This window comes from Scopulibacillus darangshiensis (assembly GCF_004341035.1).
In the GTDB taxonomy this organism is placed as follows: domain Bacteria; phylum Bacillota; class Bacilli; order Bacillales; family Sporolactobacillaceae; genus Scopulibacillus; species Scopulibacillus darangshiensis.
Window position 1 is genome coordinate 14,273 of sequence record NZ_SLXK01000041.1, and the last position, 21,803, is coordinate 36,075.

General features: G+C 43.6%; 19 protein-coding genes. 2 read left to right on the forward strand and 17 right to left on the reverse strand.

Annotated elements, in window-relative coordinates; all coding sequences use genetic code 11:
* Nucleotides 1-65: 65 nt before the first annotated feature.
* The 12 genes from EV207_RS18965 to allC all read right to left on the reverse strand — a co-directional run bounded on the left by EV207_RS18965 (nucleotide 66) and on the right by allC (nucleotide 14,275).
* On the reverse strand, nucleotides 66-794 hold the full coding sequence (locus tag EV207_RS18965) for a LytR/AlgR family response regulator transcription factor (RefSeq protein ID WP_132747727.1): 729 nt from the start codon (nucleotides 792-794) through the stop codon (nucleotides 66-68).
* A gap of 41 nt (nucleotides 795-835) precedes the next feature.
* Entirely contained in the window at nucleotides 836-2,611 is a 1,776-nt protein-coding gene (locus EV207_RS18970; RefSeq protein ID WP_132747728.1) for a LytS/YhcK type 5TM receptor domain-containing protein, read from the reverse strand.
* A gap of 155 nt (nucleotides 2,612-2,766) precedes the next feature.
* Nucleotides 2,767-3,816 carry an ureidoglycolate dehydrogenase gene (allD, locus tag EV207_RS23290; protein WP_207902974.1) on the reverse strand — a complete coding sequence of 350 codons (1,050 nt, stop codon included), beginning with the start codon at nucleotides 3,814-3,816 and terminating at the stop codon, nucleotides 2,767-2,769.
* Nucleotides 3,817-3,843: 27 nt separating this feature from the next.
* Nucleotides 3,844-4,608, reverse strand: coding sequence for a (S)-ureidoglycine aminohydrolase (gene allE, locus EV207_RS23295; protein ID WP_207902975.1), 765 nt, complete (start codon nucleotides 4,606-4,608; stop codon nucleotides 3,844-3,846).
* A 67-nt stretch (nucleotides 4,609-4,675) separates the two neighbouring features.
* Nucleotides 4,676-5,725 (reverse strand): ureidoglycolate dehydrogenase, encoded by a 1,050-nt coding sequence (gene allD, locus EV207_RS18980; RefSeq protein WP_132747729.1) that lies wholly within the window; start codon nucleotides 5,723-5,725, stop codon nucleotides 4,676-4,678.
* Between the two features lie 47 nt (nucleotides 5,726-5,772).
* Nucleotides 5,773-6,537, reverse strand: coding sequence for a (S)-ureidoglycine aminohydrolase (gene allE / locus EV207_RS18985; RefSeq protein ID WP_132747730.1), 765 nt, complete (start codon nucleotides 6,535-6,537; stop codon nucleotides 5,773-5,775).
* A 49-nt stretch (nucleotides 6,538-6,586) separates the two neighbouring features.
* Nucleotides 6,587-7,912 (reverse strand): uracil/xanthine transporter, encoded by a 1,326-nt coding sequence (locus EV207_RS18990; protein WP_132747731.1) that lies wholly within the window; start codon nucleotides 7,910-7,912, stop codon nucleotides 6,587-6,589.
* 94 nt (nucleotides 7,913-8,006) lie between these two features.
* On the reverse strand, nucleotides 8,007-8,993 hold the full coding sequence (gene arcC, locus EV207_RS18995; protein WP_132747732.1) for a carbamate kinase: 987 nt from the start codon (nucleotides 8,991-8,993) through the stop codon (nucleotides 8,007-8,009).
* Complete coding sequence (locus EV207_RS19000) at nucleotides 8,994-9,893, reverse strand: oxamate carbamoyltransferase subunit AllH family protein (protein WP_132747733.1); 900 nt, start codon at nucleotides 9,891-9,893, stop codon at nucleotides 8,994-8,996. It abuts the gene before it with no gap.
* The gene (locus tag EV207_RS19005; RefSeq protein WP_132747734.1) at nucleotides 9,894-11,159 is read right to left on the reverse strand and encodes a YlbE family protein; all 1,266 of its coding nucleotides are present in this window, start codon (nucleotides 11,157-11,159) and stop codon (nucleotides 9,894-9,896) included.
* 28 nt (nucleotides 11,160-11,187) lie between these two features.
* Nucleotides 11,188-12,924, reverse strand: a complete 1,737-nt coding sequence (gene fdrA / locus EV207_RS19010) for an acyl-CoA synthetase FdrA (protein WP_132747735.1) — start codon at nucleotides 12,922-12,924, stop codon at nucleotides 11,188-11,190.
* Between the two features lie 94 nt (nucleotides 12,925-13,018).
* A complete protein-coding gene (gene allC, locus EV207_RS19015) occupies nucleotides 13,019-14,275 on the reverse strand; it encodes an allantoate deiminase (protein ID WP_132747736.1) in 1,257 nt (418 codons plus the stop codon).
* Between the two features lie 245 nt (nucleotides 14,276-14,520).
* Between allC and EV207_RS19020 the strand changes: the two genes are divergently transcribed.
* Nucleotides 14,521-16,158, forward strand: coding sequence for a PucR family transcriptional regulator (locus EV207_RS19020; protein WP_132747737.1), 1,638 nt, complete (start codon nucleotides 14,521-14,523; stop codon nucleotides 16,156-16,158).
* Between the two features lie 34 nt (nucleotides 16,159-16,192).
* Here the strand turns inward: EV207_RS19020 and allB are convergent, their stop codons facing one another.
* Both allB and EV207_RS19030 read right to left on the reverse strand, forming a co-directional pair.
* Nucleotides 16,193-17,563, reverse strand: coding sequence for an allantoinase AllB (allB, locus tag EV207_RS19025; RefSeq protein ID WP_132747738.1), 1,371 nt, complete (start codon nucleotides 17,561-17,563; stop codon nucleotides 16,193-16,195).
* Nucleotides 17,564-17,619: 56 nt separating this feature from the next.
* Nucleotides 17,620-17,892 (reverse strand): hypothetical protein, encoded by a 273-nt coding sequence (locus tag EV207_RS19030; RefSeq protein ID WP_132747739.1) that lies wholly within the window; start codon nucleotides 17,890-17,892, stop codon nucleotides 17,620-17,622.
* Between the two features lie 441 nt (nucleotides 17,893-18,333).
* On the opposite strand from EV207_RS19030, the gene EV207_RS19035 reads away from it, so the two are divergent.
* Nucleotides 18,334-19,737 carry an NCS1 family transporter gene (locus EV207_RS19035; protein WP_132747740.1) on the forward strand — a complete coding sequence of 468 codons (1,404 nt, stop codon included), beginning with the start codon at nucleotides 18,334-18,336 and terminating at the stop codon, nucleotides 19,735-19,737.
* A gap of 77 nt (nucleotides 19,738-19,814) precedes the next feature.
* Here EV207_RS19035 and EV207_RS19040 read toward each other — a convergent pair whose 3' ends face one another.
* The 3 genes from EV207_RS19040 to EV207_RS23300 all read right to left on the reverse strand — a co-directional run.
* On the reverse strand, nucleotides 19,815-20,654 hold the full coding sequence (locus EV207_RS19040; protein WP_132747741.1) for a sugar phosphate isomerase/epimerase family protein: 840 nt from the start codon (nucleotides 20,652-20,654) through the stop codon (nucleotides 19,815-19,817).
* Nucleotides 20,655-21,031: 377 nt separating this feature from the next.
* Nucleotides 21,032-21,481, reverse strand: coding sequence for an Lrp/AsnC family transcriptional regulator (locus tag EV207_RS19045; protein ID WP_132747742.1), 450 nt, complete (start codon nucleotides 21,479-21,481; stop codon nucleotides 21,032-21,034).
* Nucleotides 21,478-21,803, reverse strand: a 326-nt coding sequence (locus EV207_RS23300) for a hypothetical protein (protein ID WP_207902976.1), incomplete at its 5' end; no start/stop codon positions are given. The genes EV207_RS19045 and EV207_RS23300, both read right to left, overlap by 4 nt.

A 21,803-nucleotide genomic window follows, 5' to 3' on the forward strand; every position in this document is an offset into this window, starting at 1 on the left:
TATCTACGAATGATATATTTTGGAGGACAAAGCGCATGGATTTTAAGACGGACAGACCCGAATCCTCAGAACCCTAAGAGTTGTTTTACTTCCCTAATATAAGAGCGGCTGACAGGCACTCTTGAGCCATCACGGCATCCCAGGGTGCAAGCCCCGTTAAACCACGGTTCGATTTCGACAACTAGATCAAGATTGACAATATATCCGCGGTGAACCCGGTGGAAAGCTGATCCAAGCCTCTTTTCCAACTCATAAAGCGGTGTTTCAGTCGGATATTTTCTTTTGAGCGTTTTGACGAAAACTTGGCGATTTTCTGTTCCAACATAGACAATTTCCTTCGTATCTATGATAATGATCCGTTCGCTGTCTTTCACAACCAGTTTTCCCGGATCTTTTGTTCCCGGCAAAGGCGGCTCCTCATTCATTGTCCTGACCTTCATTTGCGAAAGGAGCCTATCGACCGATTTTATGATGCGCTCATCACTAAAGGGTTTAACGATATAATCAACAGCCTCCAGGTCAAATGCTTCCGCGGCATATTCGTCATAAGCCGTTACAAACACAAGAAGGGGCGGCTCTTTAAAAGCCTGAAGTTGTTTCGCCAATTCTACCCCGTTGCCTCGTGTAAAATGAATATCCAGAAATACAACATCCGGCTTCATTTTGGGGATGTCCCATATCGCTTTATGGATGTCATCGGTTTCTCCAATTACGTCAACCTGCCCTGTTTGCCGGAGAATGAAGATTAGTTCATTTCTAGCATAAAGTTCATCTTCCACTACGTAGGCCTTCATGATCGCTAACCAACTCCTTTAACTGGTCATTTACCCGGGCCCTAGATAATCTCCCCCTTGGCGTAACTGCCTTCTCCCTTCTTTTCATATTGCAACGGGACCTTGACTACCACTCGCATTCCCGTCCCTTTTTCACTGTCAATTTGAATTGAGCCCTCACAGCCGTAAAGCGCCGATAAGCGCTCTTTAATGTTAAAAAGTGCCGATCCATTTCCTGTTTCCGACGCAACCTTCATTTCCCCCAAGGCGCTTGCTTTATCCTTTGTAACACCGGTGCCATCGTCCGCAATTGTGAGCGTTAGCTTGTCTTCGCTGTGATTAATGATGATGTCTATTGTTCCCTTTTCCTTTGTGTTCGAAAAACCGTGGCGGATCGCATTTTCCACAAGCGGCTGAACGGTAAATGGCGGAAGCAGCGCACAGTCCAACCCCGCTTCAATTTCCTTATTTAGAACAAAGCGGTCCGGAAAGCGTGCTTGTTCTAATGACAAATAAGCCTCGACATTCTCCATTTCCCGAGCGACCGTAATAAATGTTTGTTGTGAGCCTTTTAAATTGCTGCGGAGATAGGTTCCAAGCCTGGCAATCAAACCCTTAGCTAGCACGGGATCGGGACGGCAAAGCGCGGCAATAACATTTAATGAATTGAATAGAAAGTGAGGCTCAATTTGCGCTTGAAGCGCTTTGATTTTGGCATCTTTCAAAAGGTTGGCATGGCGTTCGGCTTCACCTAATTCCAATTGCGTCGAAAACAATGTTGCCAGTCCGTCAGCAAGCTGCTGCTCCACCCGGCTCAGCCGATACGAACGCAAAAAATAAAATATTATGGCACCGACCGGTTTCTTTCTAATTTTTAAGGGAACGACCATGACAACGTTCAACGGAGATAACCATCTGGTTTTACCTTGGGATTTGGACATCACTGTTCTCCCCGTCTCCAAAACCTCGGTTATCATTTCTTGTTCCTCGTTTTCTTCAGGGATATGAACATTCTGTCCTTTTCCCGTGCGAGCAAGCTCACTCTTTTTATCTGTTATCGCAACCGCATCCGCTTCCGTCAATCGGCAAATGATGTCAACAGCTTTCGTGCAAGCCTCACTATTTAGGCCCTGGCGGAAAAAAGGCAATGTTTGGCCGGCAATAAACAACGCTTCCTCCGTTTGAAAGGCACGTGTCCGTTCTTCTTCACGCCAGACACTTTGCAATATTAGCATAAAGAGCCAGATGCCGATGCCGTTTACCAAAATAATCGGCACTCCAGTAAATTCCACAAGATTTAAGGCTTTTCGATGTGCATCTGAGAGAATTGGAATCATGGTGATTTGAATCGTCAATATCACGACGCTTACGCCGGAAACAAGCAATGGCTGAAAAGCTTTTTCAAGTGACAGTCTCTTTCCAACAAAACCTGCCATTACGCCGCCCAATACGGTTGTGATAAACACGGGCCAAGGAATAAATCCGCCCAATAAATAACGGTCACCCCCTGCTATTAACCCTACTGCGGTCCCAACAATGGGGCCCCCAAGCATTCCGCCGATGATCACGCCAATGTTACGGGTATCGGCAATCGCACTGAACGTGCCAAGCTGATTATTAAGAATGGCCGATAAAATAGATGAATCCGGGGTAACGACAATACCGATATAATTTCCAATCAAGCCAAAAATACCAAAGATTAGCGTCATAACCGCGCGATCCCGCCAAGTCATCCGTTTATGAATCAGCTGCCGGAACATTCTAAACCGGGTAATTAAGAACGCGATGGTGACAATGATGCACATCCGCCCGACCATTTGTGTTAACAAATCCCACATCAATACCACTCCTCGTTATGCGCGAAATAAACCTTGGATCAACGTTAAACGCGGATTTATTAAAAGAAAAGCCATCCCCTAAAGAGTCCGTCATTATGACAGGTGATGACTTTTCGAAACATGCAATCTTCAATTTGTCATTTGACCCTTACCTTTTATTCTGCAAAAGGATCTTTGTGGTCATAGGAATTATTGTGAATGATATCTGAAACGAGATAGCCGTAGATCTCATCAACGATCTCGATGCCCTTTTCTTCATATTGCTGTTCTCTTATATCAGCATCTTGCCCTGGGTAAAGCACCCGGTCGAAATCTGTGGCTGGTTTGATATTGTTCAGGTCGTTCATTGTCTTTGTAATATTTTCCATAAACCCGCTTAGATCCGTAAAGAATTCCGGATTGATGACAATGTGAAGCTGTCCGAGATTGCGATACTCAGTCAGATCGTGATACATGGAAGAGACCTTGTTTCCAAATGGCAATCCCAAAAGAATGCCTGATAAAATATCGACCATCATGGCAAGTCCATATCCCTTAGGGCCGGCTGCGGGCAACAAGGCTTTGACATCAAAAGGGTTCGTTGTCGGCTCCCCTTTTTCATTTACTGCCCAGGTATCGGGGATGTCTTTATGCTTGGATCTCGCGTCAAGAACCTTGCCCCAAGCTTGGACCGTCGTGGCCATATCAAAGGTTAACAGCGCCCCGTCTTTGCCCGGCGCACAGAATGTGATCGGATTCGTGCCGTAGTATGGTTCCGCGCCGCCAAATGGGACGACCATCGGGTCCGATTGGCAAACGGACAGTCCGATAAGCTGTTCTTTTGCCGCTTGCCGGGAAAAGTAGGAAATAGCCCCGCTATGACCTATTCTTTTGATACCGACTGCGGCAAGACCGCTCTCCTTCGCCATTTTTATCGCCTCATCCATTGCCAGCTTGGCCGCAACATGCCCTGAAGCATTATCACCGTCAAATACTGCCGTGGATGGGCCAGTCTTTTCGAATTTAAAATCGGGATTTGCATTCAAGCCGCCTTTTGCAATGCGCTCGGCATAATAATCCACTCTTACCGCCCCGTGGGAATGGATGCCCCTTGCATCGGCAAACGCGAGCACATCAGCTGCGATGTCTGCATGCTCTTCGCTTAGGCCGGCTTTATTTATTTTTTCTTTCATTAATTCTTTTAATTTATGTTTTGTTACTCTCATGCTGCACACCTCTAGCTGTTCATTCTTTTACAATAATGGATCGCGATTACAATCTTTTGAGTAAACGTAAGACATCTTTTCTCTGCCGACAGCGTAGCATGCCTGAAGGCAATATGGGCCCATGAAGATATAATCGCCTTTCTTTACAGGAACCCAATCATTATCCAAATTATACATCCCTTGGCCTGATAGAAGGTAGGCGCCGTGTTCTTGGACATGTGTTTCAATATAGCCATGGCTTGCACCAGGATCAAATGTTAGGATATGAAAGTTCATATCGAAGCCAAGATCATCTGTCGGCAAAAGGTCTTTCAGATTGACATTCACCATGCCCTCATAATCATAGCCTTCGTTATCATTGGCATTGCCTGACACAATGTGAGGCTCGTGGCCGTCAAGCGGGCGATACTTTTGTTTATAAAGGAAGCATCTTGAATCGCCGTCAGCCAGGTTTTCCAAATACATTTTTTCACTTGGCGGACAGTAAAGATAGCCGCCCTCTTCTAAATCAAACGACTCCCCTTTTGCACGCGCTTTGATTTTGCCTTCCAAACAATACACGAACGTTTCCACGCCTTCATAGCCGAAGCCTTGGCTGTTCTTGCCGCCTTTATGCATAGTAACGATATAATCGACGAAGCTCGCTCCCATTTTGGGCGAGCCCAAAATTGACATGCTGCAATTCTCAAAACCGGGAATGACGTTATTCACTAAACCTTGCGGCGTAATCAGCGCGTATTTCCCGTGTTTGACTATTGAGCGGTTTGACAATAAATCTGTTGGATAACCCATATATGACCCCTCCTTATAAAGGTTCAGCAGTTCCTATTATGCCCGTCTATGTTATTTCCCATTTTTCCTATTTCGCAAAAGGATCCTTTTGGTCGTAGGCATCATGATGAATCGCATCTGAAATGAGGTACTCATAGATGTCATCAACAATCTCAATGCCCTCTTCCTCATATTTCTTTTCTCTCTCGGCGCTTCTTTGGCCAGGATAGGACACCCTATCAAATCCCGGAGCAGGTTTTAGATGATTGAGATCCTCCATCGTTTGCGAGATATTGTCCATAAAACCGTTAATGCCCGTGAAGAATTCAGGATTGATCACGATGTGGAGCTGCCCAAGATTGCGATGCTCAGTAAGGTCGTGATACATGGATGAAACCTTGTTCCCAAACGGCAGTCCCAACAGAACACCCGACAAAATGTCCACCATCATCATCAAGCCATATCCTTTTGGTCCCGCAATCGGCAGCAATGCCCTGACATCAAACGGGTCCGTCGCAGGTTCGCCATTTTCATTGACCGCCCAAGTATCCGGTATCTGTTCGTTCTTTGATCTGGCATGAAGGATTTTACCCCAAGCTTGCACGGTTGTAGCCATATCAAATTGGATAAAGTTCCCGTCGTTACCCGGCGCAGCGAAGGCTATAGGGTTCGTTCCGTAATAGGGTTCGGCTCCTCCGAATGGTACGACCATCGGATCCGATTGGCAAACAGATATGCCGATAAGCTTTTCCTTTGCTGCTTGTTGTACAAAATAGGATAAAGCCCCGCTATGACTGATCCTTCTGACACCAACGGCAGCTATGCCATTCTCCTTAGCCATCTTTATCGCTTCATCCATGGCCAACTTGGCGGCAACATGCCCTGCGCCATTATCGCCATCAAAGGTGGCGGTGCATGGCCCCGTCTTATCGAATTTAAAATCGGGTGCAGCATTGATCCCGCCTTTTGCAATACGTTCGGCGTAGTATTCAACTCTCATCGCACCATGAGAATGAATCCCTCTAGCATCGGCATGGACAAGAACATCCGCCACCGTCTCGGCATGACTCTCGGTTAAACCAGCTTTATGCAATTTATTTTGCATGATATCCTTTAATTCTTGTTTCACTATTCGCAAGTGACTTTACCCCCTCTTTCCTTCTGTCTTGTTATGACACTGCTTTATTATAATAATGGATCGCGATTACAATCTTTTGAGTAAACGTAAGACATCTTTTCTCTGCCGACAGCGTAACATGCCTGAAGGCAATATGGGCCCATGAAGATATAATCGCCTTTCTTTACAGGAACCCAATCATTATCCAAATTATACATCCCTTCACCTGATATAAGATAGGCGCCGTGTTCTTGGACATGTGTTTCAATATAGCCATGGCTTGCACCGGGATCAAATGTTAGGATATGAAAGTTCATATCGAAGCCAAGATCATCTGTCGGCAAAAGGTCTTTCAGATTGACATTCACCATGCCCTCATAATCATAGCCTTCGTTATCATTGGCATTGCCTGACACAATGTGAGGCTCGTGGCCGTCAAGCGGGCGATACTTTTGTTTATAAAGGAAGCATCTTGAATCGCCGTCAGCCAGGTTTTCCAAATACATTTTTTCACTTGGCGGACAGTAAAGATAGCCGCCCTCTTCTAAATCAAACGACTCCCCTTTTGCACGCGCTTTGATTTTGCCTTCCAAACAATACACGAACGTTTCCACGCCTTCATAGCCGAAGCCTTGGCTGTTCTTGCCGCCTTTATGCATAGTAACGATATAATCGACGAAGCTCGCTCCCATTTTGGGCGAGCCCAAAATTGACATGCTGCAATTCTCAAAACCGGGAATGACGTTATTGACTAAACCTTGCGGCGTAATCAGTGCGTATTTCCCGTGTTTGACTATCGAACGGTTTGACAATAAATCTGTTGGATAACCCATTATTCATTCACCTCTCCCATTTTTCTAAAACGGTTAATTATTTTCCGTCTTACGGTTTGTTCCCATCGCCTTTTTGAAAATCAAAACGATCCCATGGAAAGACATTTTCCAAAATCAATGCAAGTATAATCCCGACAAGCAGCCCGCTGCTGACGATTGGGCGGACCAGGCTTGGAAGGGCATCAAACGTTGAGGCAGGAAGCGTCATGATGACCAGGCCGACAAAGATCGGAACCGCTGACCGGTACACGGTAACTGTTGTAAGCTTCACATTTTTTAAAAACTGTAATGACGAATTCAATAGTTGCAAATAAGAAACAAAAAGCACAGCACTTCCGACACTTAACGGCAGCAATGAGAAAAAGTGCCCGATAGGCGGGATTACACCCATCACAACAAACATCAATCCGCCAATGATAAGCGGCAATCTCTTCAAAATTTGCGTTTGACGCAGAAAGCCAATCGAAGAGACGTACGGCGCAAACGGGACAAGCCCGAATACCCCGGATAGACTGACAAAACAACCCGATATGGTAAGTGATGAACGGTACTGCTTTTTTGTTGTTTCGGATTGATACATGTCATTCGTCCCTTTTAATGCACCAAACGTATTGGCCAGATTAAGAATCCCGGTGATCACCGCTGTGATGATAATGCCAACGTTGAATGCCGGTTCTCCAAGCGGAAAAAGATGAATGTGAAACGAACCAGCTTCTCCTGCTGCGCTTTTCGAATGGAAAAAGACCGTAAAGAGAATCCACCCGATGATAATGCCGATCAAAAGCGCATAACGCGCGATATGGGCAGGGGCCTTGATGCTTATGATGATAACAATGATGGCAATAATGATCGACAGCAATGCAATCGGCAAATTCATCGAAGGCTTCCCGGAATGATTTCCGAATGGAAGCCCGAGCATCCCCTTTAAAAAGATCCCGATTAAATTTGTTCCAAAGAGAAACATAAAAACACCCATCACGCCGGGATTAAAAAATTTTGAAAGATATTGGCCGGTTCCAGTCAACCCAATGACTATGGTTAGGATACCGGAAATGATAATCCCCGTCGCTAAGCTTCCGCCTAATGTCTCAAGAGAAATACCTTGGGCAGCAGCCGTTGAACAAAGTGTTAAAATCACACCCCACCATAGGCCGGACTGCCCTTCCATGATTGCCCGTCTATGACCAAACAATGCTTGGACCATACAGGCGATTCCTACAGCAATAAATGAAAATTGCAGAAGAAAAATAACTTTTCCCTGTGAAAGCTCGAATGCTGCTCCAATGGTTATCGGTATGACGACCGTATTTGCAAAAATGAAGAACAGCCATTGCAATCCTGATATCCAGTTGCTTGCTTTCAACAACTCTTTCATTACGAACACCCTCTAAATTTCCAAATGTATCTAGTTATTCTGTTCCCTGAATATTTCAAGAAAAAGCAGCCCATGGAGGACTGCATCATGTTTTTCAGGCACTAAGCCCAGGCGACCCGCCGTTTTTGTCTTCAACATGTTGATCAGAAATAATCGTTCCGCTTTTACCCAGAAGGGCTTGATCCACTTTTTCCAAGGAACAGATAATAGAGGTGGCTTTGGCTTGCTTGGCAAAGTTCAGCGCAGATTCCACCTTTGGACCCATGCTGCCTTTAGCAAAGTGACCTGCATTCACGTAGGCTTCGAGTTCTGTGATCGTTAATTTTTCCAACGACTTTTGATCCGGTTTACCGAAATTGATGAAGACATTGTCGACATCTGTAAGGATCATAAAAACATCCGCATTGACTTCTTCGGCAAGCTTGCAGCCGCTTCGATCTTTATCAATAACGGCTTCAATACCTTCGTAAGTGCCATCTTCTTTACTTACCACAGGGATTCCGCCGCCGCCGCAGGCAACGACAACATTTCCCGCTTCAGCGAGGTCTTTGATTGCTTGTGCTTCTAAGATTTTAATCGGTTTTGGGGACGGTACGACTCTGCGCCAACCCCTGTTAGAGTCCTCTTTCATATTCCAATTGCGCTCCTCGGCAAGCTTTTTCGCTTCCTCCTCAGAATAGAACGGGCCAATTGGCTTAGAAGGGTCTTTAAAGTCTTCATCATCCTTCGACACTTCAACCCTTGTCAGCAGATTGACAACAGGCGCCTTGTGTCCCAATTGCTTTAATTCATTCAATAATGATTGTACCATCATATACCCAATAAAGCCTTGCGATTCACCGTTCAAGACATCCATTGGCATAGGCGGAACAACATCTTGTGCTTCTTCATTTTGACGGAGAATGTTGCCGACCTGCGGCCCATTCCCGTGGGTGATGACAAGTTTGTATCCCTCTTTAATTAGCTTTGCAAGAAACTTGCTGCTTGTTTTGACGTTATATAATTGATTCTCATATGTTCCTTCCTGCTTGGATTGCAAGATTGCATTACCGCCTAGAGCGACGACAACTGTTTTACTCATTTATTTCCCCTCCATGATACTTTGACATCCAAATAAAATTCCAATCATCGTATCAGTACTTGAAGTATGCCCTGCCTTTCTTAATTCTGAAGCTTCGCGATAAATGTCATCCTGATTGCCGTTTATCAATGCAAGGCAGACATTATTGACATGCGAACCAAATTTCAGTTGTACGGCATACCATAAATACTCAAGACTGACTTGTGTTGTGCGTTTTGATCCCCGCGTTTGGATATAGTCATGTATTGTGCTCTTGAATACCTCAGGTAATTGTCCCGAGGCAGCCAACAAAGCAAGCATGCCTATAAGGAAATCGTCCCCGCTTGGGGTCAACCCCTTTCCCCTGCCAATCCAAAAGTCCAAAAGGGTTTCTCCCTTAGCGTTTGAATGGCCTGATAAAAAGCCCTTTAAATCCTTAACCCCTTTAAGCAATGGGTGATCATCCATCCAAGGTGAATATGAAACAATGGCTTCAATTAACACCTCAGTATCCTCTTCAAATCCCGCTTCCCATTTTTCCTGTATTAATAAAGTAATGAGCGTTTGCATGTTTTTCTTCAATACAGCTTTATCAAAAGAGCTCTCGGAAATGAAAGGGTTAAACCAAACAGCCGCTTCAAGAGAAATAGCCATTCCGCCCCCTGCAAACATAAGCAGCTGGTCATCCTCGCGAAAATAAACAACGTCGCCGGCCTTGACGACATTCAGCAATGCCCCGACGCCGCGCTTATCAAGACTAATTCCAAAGGGAACCAAGCCAGCGTCAGCGGCACCGAAGTGCACCAGGCGATCGCCAAAGTTAACATTAAAACTGTTATTAAAAACACTATGCACCGTGCCGTAGCTTTTGTTCATAACACCTAGGATGTCTTGGCTTGCGTAAAGGGCATGATGATTCATTTATTCCGCTGTTACACCGTATTTTTCTGCGAGGGCCTCCAATGCCTTCTCAAAACAACCAAGTGGTGCATGAACCGTACCAGCTCCGATTTGGCCAATGCCAGCCACCTTATGTGCGATACCTGTGTTAATGATCGGTGTGATGCCTGTTTCGACGACTTTGCGGATATCAATGCCTAGGCATGCGCCTTGGAAATCCCAAGTTGGAATCGATAAGTTAGGATTATTGTCAATACAAATCTCGCGCATTTCGTCGCTTGTTGCCACCGCATCACCGAATCCGCCGGTGCCGACGAATCGAACAACACCAGGAGCCGCAACCGTCGCCATGCCGCCGACGCCATATGCTTCCGTAATCGCGCTGTCACCCATATCAGGGCAAGCCTGATCTGAGCTGTAGCCGCTGAAATATAGACCATCAGGCGTGTTAACCGGTGCAGTGAACCACTGGTCACCTAATCCGCTGACTTTAATTCCGAATTCATAACCGTTACGGGAAAGAGCGGTAATAACGCTTCCTTCCTCAATTGTTCTTGCCGAGTCCATTGTTACTTTAGATGTTGCCATCATAATATTTAAGAAAAATTGGTCTGTATCAGCCAAGAATTTCGTTACCTCTTGCAATGCCTTTTCCTCGAGATCCGCGGTCAGAAGATAAGGGACAATTTCTTTCATGAAAAGGACGGATCCTGCAATATTTCTTTGGTGGAATTCATCGCCCATTGTGATCGCCTTTGAAACGATAACGTTGACATTAAGACCACCGTCAATTTGTTTGAGTGCTTTGGAAAGAGCCGGTCCTAAGACATCCTTCATCCAATTCAAACGATTGATGACTTCTTCGCCGTATGCGCCAAATCGCAGCACTTTGCCGATTCCTTCATTTAAATTGCAATATGCCCGCTTTCCATCAACTTTATTTTCAACAACAAGGACAGGCATGTTTGCCGAGGTAATGCCGCCCATAGGGCCGACTGCGTCCACTGAGTGGCAAGGCATAAATGTGACTTCCCCGCTCTCAAGCATTTTCTTTGCGTCTTCTTCCGTTTCCGCCCAGCCTTCGAAGAGAGTTGCACCGATGCATGAGCCTTGCATTGGGTTTGTCATGTTTTCCCATTTCAAAGACGGCCCTGAATGCAATAATGCTTTTCCGTTCAACTCAGGAATGACCTCTTTTGCCGGAACAACATCTAACAGAAAAGGCTGTGCCTCAACAATTTTTTGGATAACCGCACGATTCGCTTCATCTATAGATTGATAGTTCATAGAAAATTCCTCCTCATTCGTTTGTTCTTTATTTTAATTTCTCAAGGATCTTAGCCAAGCGTTTGTTGCCGCCTGCAATTGGCGCCCATTGATATTGAACAACTTCCCCGCCATTTTCCCTGATTGTTTCAGCGAAGCCTTTTAGGCCGATATTGATGACACGCGGCTTATCTGAAATAAGTTCTTTTACAGCGTCTGTTCCGTTTGCAGCTTGATTGCTGTTTGCCTGTTCGAATGGCTCGGTTGAATCCAAATAGCTTATAATGCCAACTGCAAGACGTGTGGCTTGGGCGTTGCTTGCTGCCACGACAGCACCTGCATCTTCAAGCTTTTTGACCTGTTCCTCATATACTTGAGGGTCACCTTCAGTGCCTGTTACTGAAGCAATGAAGACGATATCTCTGTTGTCTGCCTCAGCTTGGTCTTTTGCTTCTTTAATAACCGGCGCAAAAACACCTGCCATATCTTCGTGGCCGCCATAGCCAACAACATTATCAAGTAAAATGACCGCTGTTTCTGGATTGTTCGCAGCCTTTTTGACCATTTCAACACGTAAAGCGGGATCAATCATTGGGTGGGCGCGGCCTTGTGTATAAGCATCATCACCTAAGTCAATGATCTCGGTTCCGCCGTGCTCAAGCATCTTGCCATCAGGATGTTCAGCAGACGGGTCAATATTAAATGCATCTTCAACGATCATCGCTGCTTCCAAGGCCAGCGTTCCGCCGCAATAATACCCTTTAATAAAACGTTGCTCAGGGTTTGTTTTCATTTTTCTGAAGCCGTCATTTTCGCTTATAAGCTGGTCAAGGTCAGCATCCCTGCTTCCGGCAAATTCTAGGGCTTTTAATGCTGTTTCTTCAAGAGTCCATGCATAGTGGACATTATCATCGTCTTCGCGAGGTTTTTCACCCATGAAGACTGCCACAACCGGTTTGCCAAGCGTTTTAAATACCTCTACAACTTTATCGCGGACTTCAGGTGCGGGCGGCTTTGAAACAAAAACAATGACTTCTGTTGCAGGATCTTCAGCAAGAACCTCAAGCCCTTTAATTGCTGTAATGGCTCCGACATCGGCAGATAAATCACGGCCGCCTGTGCCAATCGCTTGTGAAATGCCTCCGCCCTTCCTTGCGATGATGGTAGTGATTTCTTGAATACCCGTACCTGATGCGCCAACGACACCGATATTGCCCTTTTCCACCACATTGGCAAATGCGATTGGAACTTCATGCAGGATGCCTGTACCACAGTCAGGGCCCATCACGATCAGCCCCTTTTCTTGGGCTTTCCGTTTTAATTGGACTTCATCATCTAAAGGGACGTTATCACTGAACAAGAAGACATTAAGATTCCGGTCAAGCGCTTTATTGGCTTCGGAAGCGGCATGTTCACCAGCGATGGAAATAACAGCTAAATTGGCGTTCGATAATTTGTTTTGAGCCATTTCCCATGTCCTTGTAATGGGTATCATACTCTGTTTTGACTGTGTTGATTGGTTGCTGACAAAGTCATCAACACCTTCCACGACCTGGTCAACAACGCTTTCACTATCGGTGTCAACAACGATGCAAAGGTCATTGGGGCTTGCATCATCCAATTGTTCAGTATAAAGCCCTGAGTTTTTAAAGATATCTATATTTGCAGGTGTTCCCATCATGACGGATACTTGATCGACACCTTCTGTTGACGACAAGTGATTAGTTAAAAGCATCAGGTTTACTGAGTCCTGATACATATTCTTTTTGATCACTGTATAAAGCACATTCTTCACTCCCAAATCGTTATTGTCTGTGCCCGCTGCAGGCTTCCCAAACCCTACTAGTCTTGCACTGGCAGGGTTTTATCTATCATTTATATTAAATTTCCTCCACGGAATAACCTAATTTATAAAGCGCACCGATAAGCGCTTTAACACCCTCTGCTAAATCTTCCGGTTCTGTATATTCGGCCGGATTATGACTGATACCGTCGTGGCTTGGAACGAATATCATAGCTGTTGGCACAACTTGAGCAAAGTTTTGTGAATCGTGACCGGCTCCACTGTGCATCAATTTGTAATTTAATTTGTTTTCATCACACTGTTTTTGTATGACTTCTACAACCTTTTCACTCATTGGCACAGGGTCAGCATCCATCCACATATCAATATCGATGTCAACGTCGATTTTCTCTGCAATCTTACGCATTTTTTCAGATGCGTCATCTGCAAATTTTTCAAGTGCTGCCTTTTCCGTGTGTCTGATATCCAGTGTGAAAATGGCCTTTCCAGGAACAACATTGACTGTATTTGGCTCAAGAATCATTTTGCCGACAGTCGCGACCAACGGATCTCCGTAAGCCAGCGCCATATCATTGATTTCGTGAATCATGCGGCACGCAGCGTTCATTGCGTCCTTTCGATAACCCATCGGCGTGGTACCGGCATGATTTGCTTGCCCATTGATTTCAATGGTAAAGCGTTTTTGGCCGACAATACTTTGTACAATACCAATTGGGATCTGCTCTTTTTCCAAAACATTGCCTTGTTCAACATGAAGCTCAATAAAGGCCTTTAAATCGTCCGCAACCTTTTCAGGGTCTTTTTTGTAATCAAAGCCGGCTTTGTGCATCGCCTCTTCAAAAGGGACGCCTTCAAAGTCCTTGATCCCGCTTACATCTTTGGATTTCGCCTTGCCTACAATGTTATTTGACCCCCAAAACGAGTAAGGAAAGCGGCTTCCTTCTTCCTCCGCCATTGAAACGACTTCAATATTTCTCAAGGGCTCGCCATATTTCTCCTTTAAATACTTAATAGCGATAAATCCGGCGATAATACCGTATTGACCATCGTATAATCCGCCGTTTTTGACGGTATCAACGTGTGACCCTGTCAGAATCGTCTCATCCTTGACCTTAGTACCTTCCAATCTTCCAAACAAATTCCCAACCTCATCTGTTCTCACAGTTAAGCCGGCGTCCTTAAATAATTGAGCCAGTGACTCTTGAGCTTGGGTCCATTCATCAGTGTAAAGAAGCCTGGATACGCCGCCTTTTGGATCTTTTCCAAAGCTGCCTAACCATTTAAGCTTCTCAACAACTTCTTCCTCAATATTAAAATCACTCTTGTTTCCCATGCCTGCTTCTCCTTTCGTGCTTGCTTTACGTTATTCAACAATTCAATTATTTAATATTTATTGCCATTTATAAGTTGTTTTCAACCGCTCTTATTGTTACTCCTAACATCTTCAATTATCAGTTTAATCCTTGAACATCTTAAAGTCATTGTTCACTTTAGATGAAATTACCTTTGCTTTTTATGCATCATTAACATAGAATAGACGTTGGATTTGAAATTTTATAAAATTCGGGGAGTTTTTATATGAAAACCGTTAATGATTTATTCATATTAGATATCATGAAGGCATGCAAAATCCTCGCCGGTCATCGCGGTCTTGAACGAACCGTTCAATTCGTCAATATTTTGGATACACCTGATGCTAAGTCTTTTTTAAAAAGGGACCATATGCTCCTGACAACGGGCTACGCATTTAAGGATGATACCCGCGGCTTTTGCGAGCTTATTCGGGAAATGAATAATAACTCCTGTGCAGGTATTGTGATTAAACTGCATCGTTTCCATAAAGTGCTGCCTGAAGAAGTGAAAGTGCTTGCAGATGATCTCTCGCTGCCAATCATTGAATTACCTCTTGAATTTACCTTAGGTGAAGTCTCACAGCATATTTTAAATTACCTAAATAACGATAAAGCCGAAGAGTTGTTTTACGCCATTCATATCCATCAAAAGTTTTCGGAAATGATGGTGAAAGAATATAGTTTAGGGTCACTCGTTGAACAGCTCGGCCATTTTTTAAAAAGGCCCTCTCTTTTGTTAAATCAACGCGGTGAGACCTTGGCACTTTCCCATGATTTCCAAAAAGACTCAATGAACGAGTTAAAAAACATGATTTTAGACCTCATAAACGATCATAAAGAAGATGCACGCAATGGCGCGTCATTTGACATTGTTAATGATCAAAACGAGCCGGTTCAATCCATCACTACCTTTCCAGTCGTAACCAAGCACCAAACGTCCAGTATTTTGGTCATCGTCGATGCTCATACGCTGCCTTATCCGGCTTCAAAATTGGCGATTGAACAAGCGTCAAACGTGATCTCATTTACATTAATTAAACAACAGGCGATTGAAGAAAATGCCAAGCAATTTAAAAATAACTTTTTTGCGGATTTGATTGATGAAAGAATAACCTCTGAAGATGAAATCTTAAGCATTGGAAAACATTACGGACTGGAAAAACAAAAGCATTATATCTGCGCCGTTTGCCAATTAGATGCGGAGAATTTCAGAAAAGATCATGATAATAAAATCCAGGAAGAAACAATAGGGAAGCTGCACAATTTGGTTTATGATTTTGTTGAAGACGAGCTGGCACAAACAAACATAAAAGGCATCTTATTTACAAAGGAAAAATATTATGTGATGCTCTTTCAATTTCTGGATTATAACCCGGTAGATAAGAATGAGATCTCGGCCTTTTTTAGAAATGTACAGACGGAGTCACCAGAACAGGTATCATTCGGTGTCAGCAGCCCCGTTCAATCGATTAAGGATATACCGACAGCCTACCGTGAGGCGATTGAAACCATTAAGCACGGTTATGAATTAAATAAAGAACCATTTATTCAGTATTATAAAATAAAGGAGTTTACCGAACTCTTACAGATGATCCCAAAGAAACATTTAAAGGAATTCTGTCATAACACTCTCAACGAATTAGCGAACGCATCATTAAAGGAAGATATCGAGCTGTTAAAGACACTGGAAGTTTTCCTTAATTGCCAAGGGGAAATATCGGAGACATCAAGAAAAATGTATATTCACCGCAACACGGTCAAATATCGAATCAATAAATGTGAACAAATGACAAAGTGTTCTTTGGATGACCCCGAAGATACGCTGCGTCTCAGGGTGGCACTTTTAGCCATGTCACTATTGTAAACAAGGGGCCGTGTTCCGGCCCCTTGTTTTTGTATTATTCAGCTGTTTTATTGTTGGCTCTGAGCAGCTTACCAACAGGTTCACCTACGATACCTTCATTGATATCATAGACCTTATGGCCGCGAACGAATGTTTTGGTAATACGGCAGTCAATTTTTCTGCCTGTATAAGCACTAAATTTATTTTTGTAATATAAATCCTCATCTTTTAACACATAAGATTGATTTGGATCTAACAGGATGATATCGGCATCCTTGGAAACGGCAATTTCACCTTTATTAGGGATGTTGAAGCGCTCGGCCGGTGTATACGCAATCGAATTAACAAATTGGTGAACTGGCATATGCCGTTGTTTTACCGCTAAGTCAAACATTAGATCAACGTTATTTTGTGCGCCTGAAATGCCGCCCCATGCATCAAAGACCCCGCCTTCTTTTAAATCCGGCGTACACGGTGAATGATCCGATGTCAAATGGTCAACTTTGCCGTCAAGGTAGGCTTGCCACAGTTTTTCTTGATCTTTTGCTTTACGCAAAGGCGGTGAACACTTCGCTTTAGGGCCAATTTCTTCAAATTGCTCAGCACTGATCGCAAAGTAGTGAGGGCAAGATTCAAATGTGATATCGACACCTTCTGATTGGGCTTTTAGAATCGTCTCAACACCCTCAGCCGAACTGACATGTACAATATGTACGCGGCAGCCCGTATCTTTAGAAAATAAAATAACCCGTTGAATCGCCTCAACTTCCGTGACAATCGGCCGTGATTCAACATAGTCGATCGCGGTTGTTTTGCCTTCTCTTACTTTTTCTTCACCCAGACGGTCTGTAATGGAGGCATTTTCAGAATGAATGCACAGCATTTGACCTAACTCAGCAAGGCGCTGCATCCCTTTGTATAATGTATAGTCGTCGACATTTTCAAAATCCCCGGGGATACCAGACCCGCATGTTGCCGCGAAACATTTAAAGGCGAAAACGCCTTCATTTGCCATATCCTCTAAATCGTCCAAATTTCCCGGAACGAGCCCGCCGTAAAGGGCATAATCCACGTAGTTTTGATTTTTTGCTGCTTCAATTTTTATATCCAGGGCTTCTTTGTTCGTTGTTGCCGGAATAGTGTTTAACGGCATTTCAACATAGCATGTTGTTCCCCCTGCCGCTAGCGCTTGAGACCCTGTCTTATAGCCTTCCCATTCGGTCCTGCCGGGTTCGCTTATGTGGACATGGGTATCAACCATACCAGGCATCACATATTGGCCGGAAGCATTAACCACTTCGTTTGCTTCACCATCCAAATGTTCAGCAATGCAAGCAATTTTTTCATCTTTCAATGCGATATCTACTTTCCGGACGCCGTCGCGAAAGACAACATCTCCACCTTTTATGATCACATCATAACGCATAAAAAAGCTCCCTCCATTTTAAAATTTTTATATAAAAATGTTCAAAGACAAGCATGTCAATGTAACATTCTTTGTCTTTCCATTCCCGATTGCTCCTCTTGTTCGCAAGCATCACCTTTTTCTATCCGGACTTGTTTTGGTGCAAAAATGAGATACAGCCCAAAGGCTGATACTGTTCCGACAAACCACGATATTTGATAGAGAGGATTTAATACGTCAACAAATTCCCCAATCAATGCGATGAATGCTTCAATGAAAGTTATAACAATCGCTGATATATTAAAACCATTGCCAAAGTAATATCCCTTAGGATTGTAAAGCTTGTTCAAGTCGATTTGCTGTTTGCGAAGGATATATTAATGGGTTATTTACATTTTAATTCACAAAATAGCCAAATACATTGGACAAAACAAACAAAGTTTTATATAAAAATTATTCAAATTAAGGGAAGAAATCATCCATTTTATAATAAATGCACAACAAATTGTGCAATATAAATAAGCCCTTCTTTGTCACAACCAAACAACATCATGTTCAAATAGCATAATGCCAATTTTAAATTTATGCATAACAGCTAATTGCCGTCCGTCTATTTCATCTACTCTGACTAATGCTATTTTGGGAATAATTAAACTATAATAGTGAAAACGTTTTCTTAAGTAAAAATGACTTTAATTAAGGGGGGCCTTTTATGCAAAAAGGGATCTAAGACCTATTTGCAAACAACGCATGATCAGGGGTGTGGAAAATAAGGGAAAAAGAGGTGTGAAATGTCTATAAACATAGAAAACAATGACAAAAGAGAGACGCTAGTCCAAGAAGCCACTGGTTTGGATGAATCACTAAATCCAAAAACTAAAGAAAGCAGGACGGTCGGTCCGATAGCCTATATGTTTATGTGGATTGGGGACGGTGTTAATTTAGGCAATATGACGCTTGGAGCGAGCTTAGTTGTAGCGGGCGCCGCAACGCTGAACATCTTTCAGACATTTGCCGCAGCTATTATTGCAATCGGTATTATTTCAGTTATTTTTGCTTTAAATGACAGGCTCGGCTACAGAACAGGCATACCATATGTTGTACAGCTTAGAATGTCCTTCGGGAACAAGGGCACGGTGATATCGTCGCTTTTGCGCGGGGTCCCTGCCATCGTTTGGTACGGGATTCAAAGCTGGATTGGCGGTACGGCCTTAAATGAAATCGCAAAAATTGTGACGGACGGCGCCTTTGATAATGTTGCCATTTGCTTTGTTGTGCTTCAAATGGTGCAAATTTTCCTTTCGTTGTTCGGCTTCCACGCCATTAAATGGATCGAATCGCTTGCATCCATTGTAATCATGCTCGCGCTGGTCTATGTATTCATCCTTCTTCTAACATCCCATAGCGCTGAAATTACGGAAAAGTGGGTTCAGGTCGATGGCTCATGGGGCTTGCCATTCTTTGGATTCATCATGGTGTTTCTAGGAAATTATGCGGCTATCTTTTTAAGCGCCGCGGATTATTCAAGAGAGCTCAAATCAGGCATTAGCGACGGAAAACGCGGCTTTATGTACTTTTCACCTATTATAATCGCATACGGGTTCGTCATTACAATCGGTGCCATGCTTGCAACTGTTACAGGGATTACTAACCCTGCCAGCGCGCTTGCGAAAATATTTAATAACTCTTACATTACATTTGGCGTGTCAGCATTTATTGTTATAGGGGTTGTTGCAACAAACATGGTGGCAAATATTATTCCGCCGACCTACGTTATTACATTACTGACAAAAATGAAATATAAAGCTGCTGTTACCGTAACCGGACTGCTTGCGCTATGCGCTTTCCCTTGGATGCTTGTACAGGAGTCTTCGGCGAAGGGGCTAAATATGTTCATTCTTATATACTCCGCATTCCTTGGGCCGATTATCTCTATTCTATTAGTCGAATATTATATATTGAGAAAGCAAAAAGTAAATGTTGCTGATCTCTATAGGAAAGACGGGCAATTTGCCGGATTTAACCCCTGTGCGATCCTTGCTATGCTTATCGGTGCCGGCGCTGCCTTTATAAAAGTGGATCTGGCATGGATTAGCGGCTTTGTTGTCGCAGGGATAGCCTATTTTCTTCTTATGAAGTTTGCATTTAAGGATTCAAAATTTAAAAAGGGTACAATATTTGAGAAACAACGATAGTAGCCCGAAATAAGCTGCCTATATAAAAAACCGTTCCTTCTGGTTCGCCTTTGAAGGAACGGTTTTTTTCGTCTTAACTATTGGATAATTTGATTTTCAGTTAATGCAAAAATGGCTGTTAAATTAGCTGATGTACTATTGACGAGATGCTCCAAACAAGCCCCGCACGCATATTTGTAAGGAGGAGTTGCTATAACATATCCTGTATACGGGATGTCATTTATTGCCTTCATCATAACAGGCCAATTCGTATCTCCCTCTAGAATGGGAACAAAGTCACCAGCATTGGCTCGGTAGTCCTTTAAATGCATAGCCACAATACGGGTTCCCAACAATGAAACATAGTGTTCAGGAAATCCTGTTACTAATGCATTGCCATTGTCGAAGTAAGCCTGGAGTGATGGGTGGTTAATTTCATCAAGAAACCGGGTGAATTCCAAAGCGCTTGGCAAAAATTTGTTGCAGACATTTTCAATAGCTATTGTGACATTGCAAGAGGATGCTCTCGTTGCCAAGCGGCTCAATGTCTCCTGGGCCAAACTATAAGCCTCGTCATAGCAGGTTTCAGTAGTAACGACACCGGGGACAAGCTGCACCACCTTGGTTCCCATCTCAGATGCTATCTCAATCATATGTGAAGCAATCTCTTCACCCCTTGCCCGAAGAGCATGGTCTCCAGATGAGAGAGAGTAATGATTGAGCAGCCCTGTTGTCAGCGTAGGTAATTCCAAGTCCAATTCTTCGGCCATCCGTGCGACTGCTCTTGCTTCGGCAGGTGCGGTGTTAAGCGTAAGATCACCTTCCGCTTCCCGGATATTAAGCTCAACACCTTCAAACCCCGCCTTTTTTGCTTCTGAGAGAAATTTGCCAGTATCCCAGTCAGGAATAAAAACAGCATCACTAAGACCTTTTTTCATTGTTACACAACACCTCCATACTGTTTAAAAAGCCTGCCAACATTTAACCGTGTCAGTTTTTCAAGTACTATGTTAAGTGAATTGTCACATAATTTCATTAGCCATACTGGACAAAAATTATTTTTTCGGTTGTTTATTATGAATAGGGGGCAAGTTGGGAATGTTTCAATAACTAGTTTGACCATAAAGAAAACTTGCCAATTGGCGAGCCTTTGGCGAAGACAGAGGCGTAGTTGCAAGGCTTCTGCTTGAATATTCATCTTTGCTGCCTTGCGACAAAGCGAAGCGGAGGAGCATTATTTTTATACTTACTTTCTGATTAACTAAGAAAACCGCGAGATTTCATCATCCCACGGTTGCTGGTGCACACACTTATTTTATAGCTTCAATCCAGTCCTGCTCTTAAAGCGACGGAGGAGAATATGGCTCTCAACCCTTGTAATGCCTTCCAAGGCATACAGCTCTTCATTCGTGAACTTTTCCAGCGCATGGAAGTCATCAACTAGAACATGCATATGCAATGTACTCGGCCCAGTCATTTGGTAACAGCTCGCAACACTTGGGTTATTAACTAGGTTCTCGGCAACTTCAACAAGAGAAGCGGGTTCGCAGTCAACTTCGAAAAAAGCTGATACCTTTTTCCCAGCTAATTCCGAATTGATCACAACGCTGAATTTTTCAATGACACCCTCATTAATCAATTGGTTGACTCTTTCTCTGACCGAAACTCTTGATAGATTTAACCTTTTGCCAATATCAACGTAGGACATCCGGCCGTTCTCAGTCAGACAGGCTAGTATTTTGTGGTCGGTCTCATCTATTTTCATTGGTTCCGACCCCCCTTTCGTCGTTCGAGATCGCTCATATAATTGACAACAGTGAGGTCAATTTTTCGTTCGCGTTCTTCAATTGAATATTCTGATATGCGAATTATACCATAAATGGATGGCGGGGCGGGTAGTGAAGGTTTATGACCCCATATCGGTTTTCCACAAAATTTTAATGGGTTACCCCAAAATTCGAAAAAAGTATTTGACATAGTACGGTGGTTAACTAAAGAAAACTCGCCGATTGGCGAGCCTTTGGCGAAGACAGAGGCGTAGTTGCGACGCACAGGACGTGCTAGTACTGGCGTTGTAACAGGATGTT

Bases quoted from the DNA above. Each gene is read 5' to 3' on its own strand.
- EV207_RS19005 (WP_132747734.1), bottom strand. From the start codon at position 11,159: ATGAACTATCAATCTATAGATGAAGCGAATCGTGCGGTTATCCAAAAA.
- allB (WP_132747738.1), bottom strand. From the start codon at position 17,563: ATGCGTTATGATGTGATCATAAAAGGTGGAGATGTTGTCTTTCGCGAC.
- allC (WP_132747736.1), bottom strand. From the start codon at position 14,275: ATGGGAAACAAGAGTGATTTTAATATTGAGGAAGAAGTTGTTGAGAAG.
- EV207_RS18990 (WP_132747731.1), bottom strand. From the start codon at position 7,912: ATGAAAGAGTTGTTGAAAGCAAGCAACTGGATATCAGGATTGCAATGG.
- allE (WP_132747730.1), bottom strand. From the start codon at position 6,537: ATGGGTTATCCAACAGATTTATTGTCAAACCGTTCGATAGTCAAACAC.
- allE (WP_207902975.1), bottom strand. From the start codon at position 4,608: ATGGGTTATCCAACAGATTTATTGTCAAACCGCTCAATAGTCAAACAC.
- EV207_RS19045 (WP_132747742.1), bottom strand. From the start codon at position 21,481: ATGAAAATAGATGAGACCGACCACAAAATACTAGCCTGTCTGACTGAG.
- EV207_RS18970 (WP_132747728.1), bottom strand. From the start codon at position 2,611: ATGTGGGATTTGTTAACACAAATGGTCGGGCGGATGTGCATCATTGTC.
- EV207_RS18965 (WP_132747727.1), bottom strand. From the start codon at position 794: ATGAAGGCCTACGTAGTGGAAGATGAACTTTATGCTAGAAATGAACTA.
- EV207_RS19040 (WP_132747741.1), bottom strand. From the start codon at position 20,654: ATGAAAAAAGGTCTTAGTGATGCTGTTTTTATTCCTGACTGGGATACT.
- EV207_RS19020 (WP_132747737.1), top strand. From the start codon at position 14,521: ATGAAAACCGTTAATGATTTATTCATATTAGATATCATGAAGGCATGC.
- allD (WP_207902974.1), bottom strand. From the start codon at position 3,816: ATGAGAGTAACAAAACATAAATTAAAAGAATTAATGAAAGAAAAAATA.
- arcC (WP_132747732.1), bottom strand. From the start codon at position 8,993: ATGAGTAAAACAGTTGTCGTCGCTCTAGGCGGTAATGCAATCTTGCAA.
- EV207_RS19035 (WP_132747740.1), top strand. From the start codon at position 18,334: ATGTCTATAAACATAGAAAACAATGACAAAAGAGAGACGCTAGTCCAA.
- EV207_RS19000 (WP_132747733.1), bottom strand. From the start codon at position 9,893: ATGAATCATCATGCCCTTTACGCAAGCCAAGACATCCTAGGTGTTATG.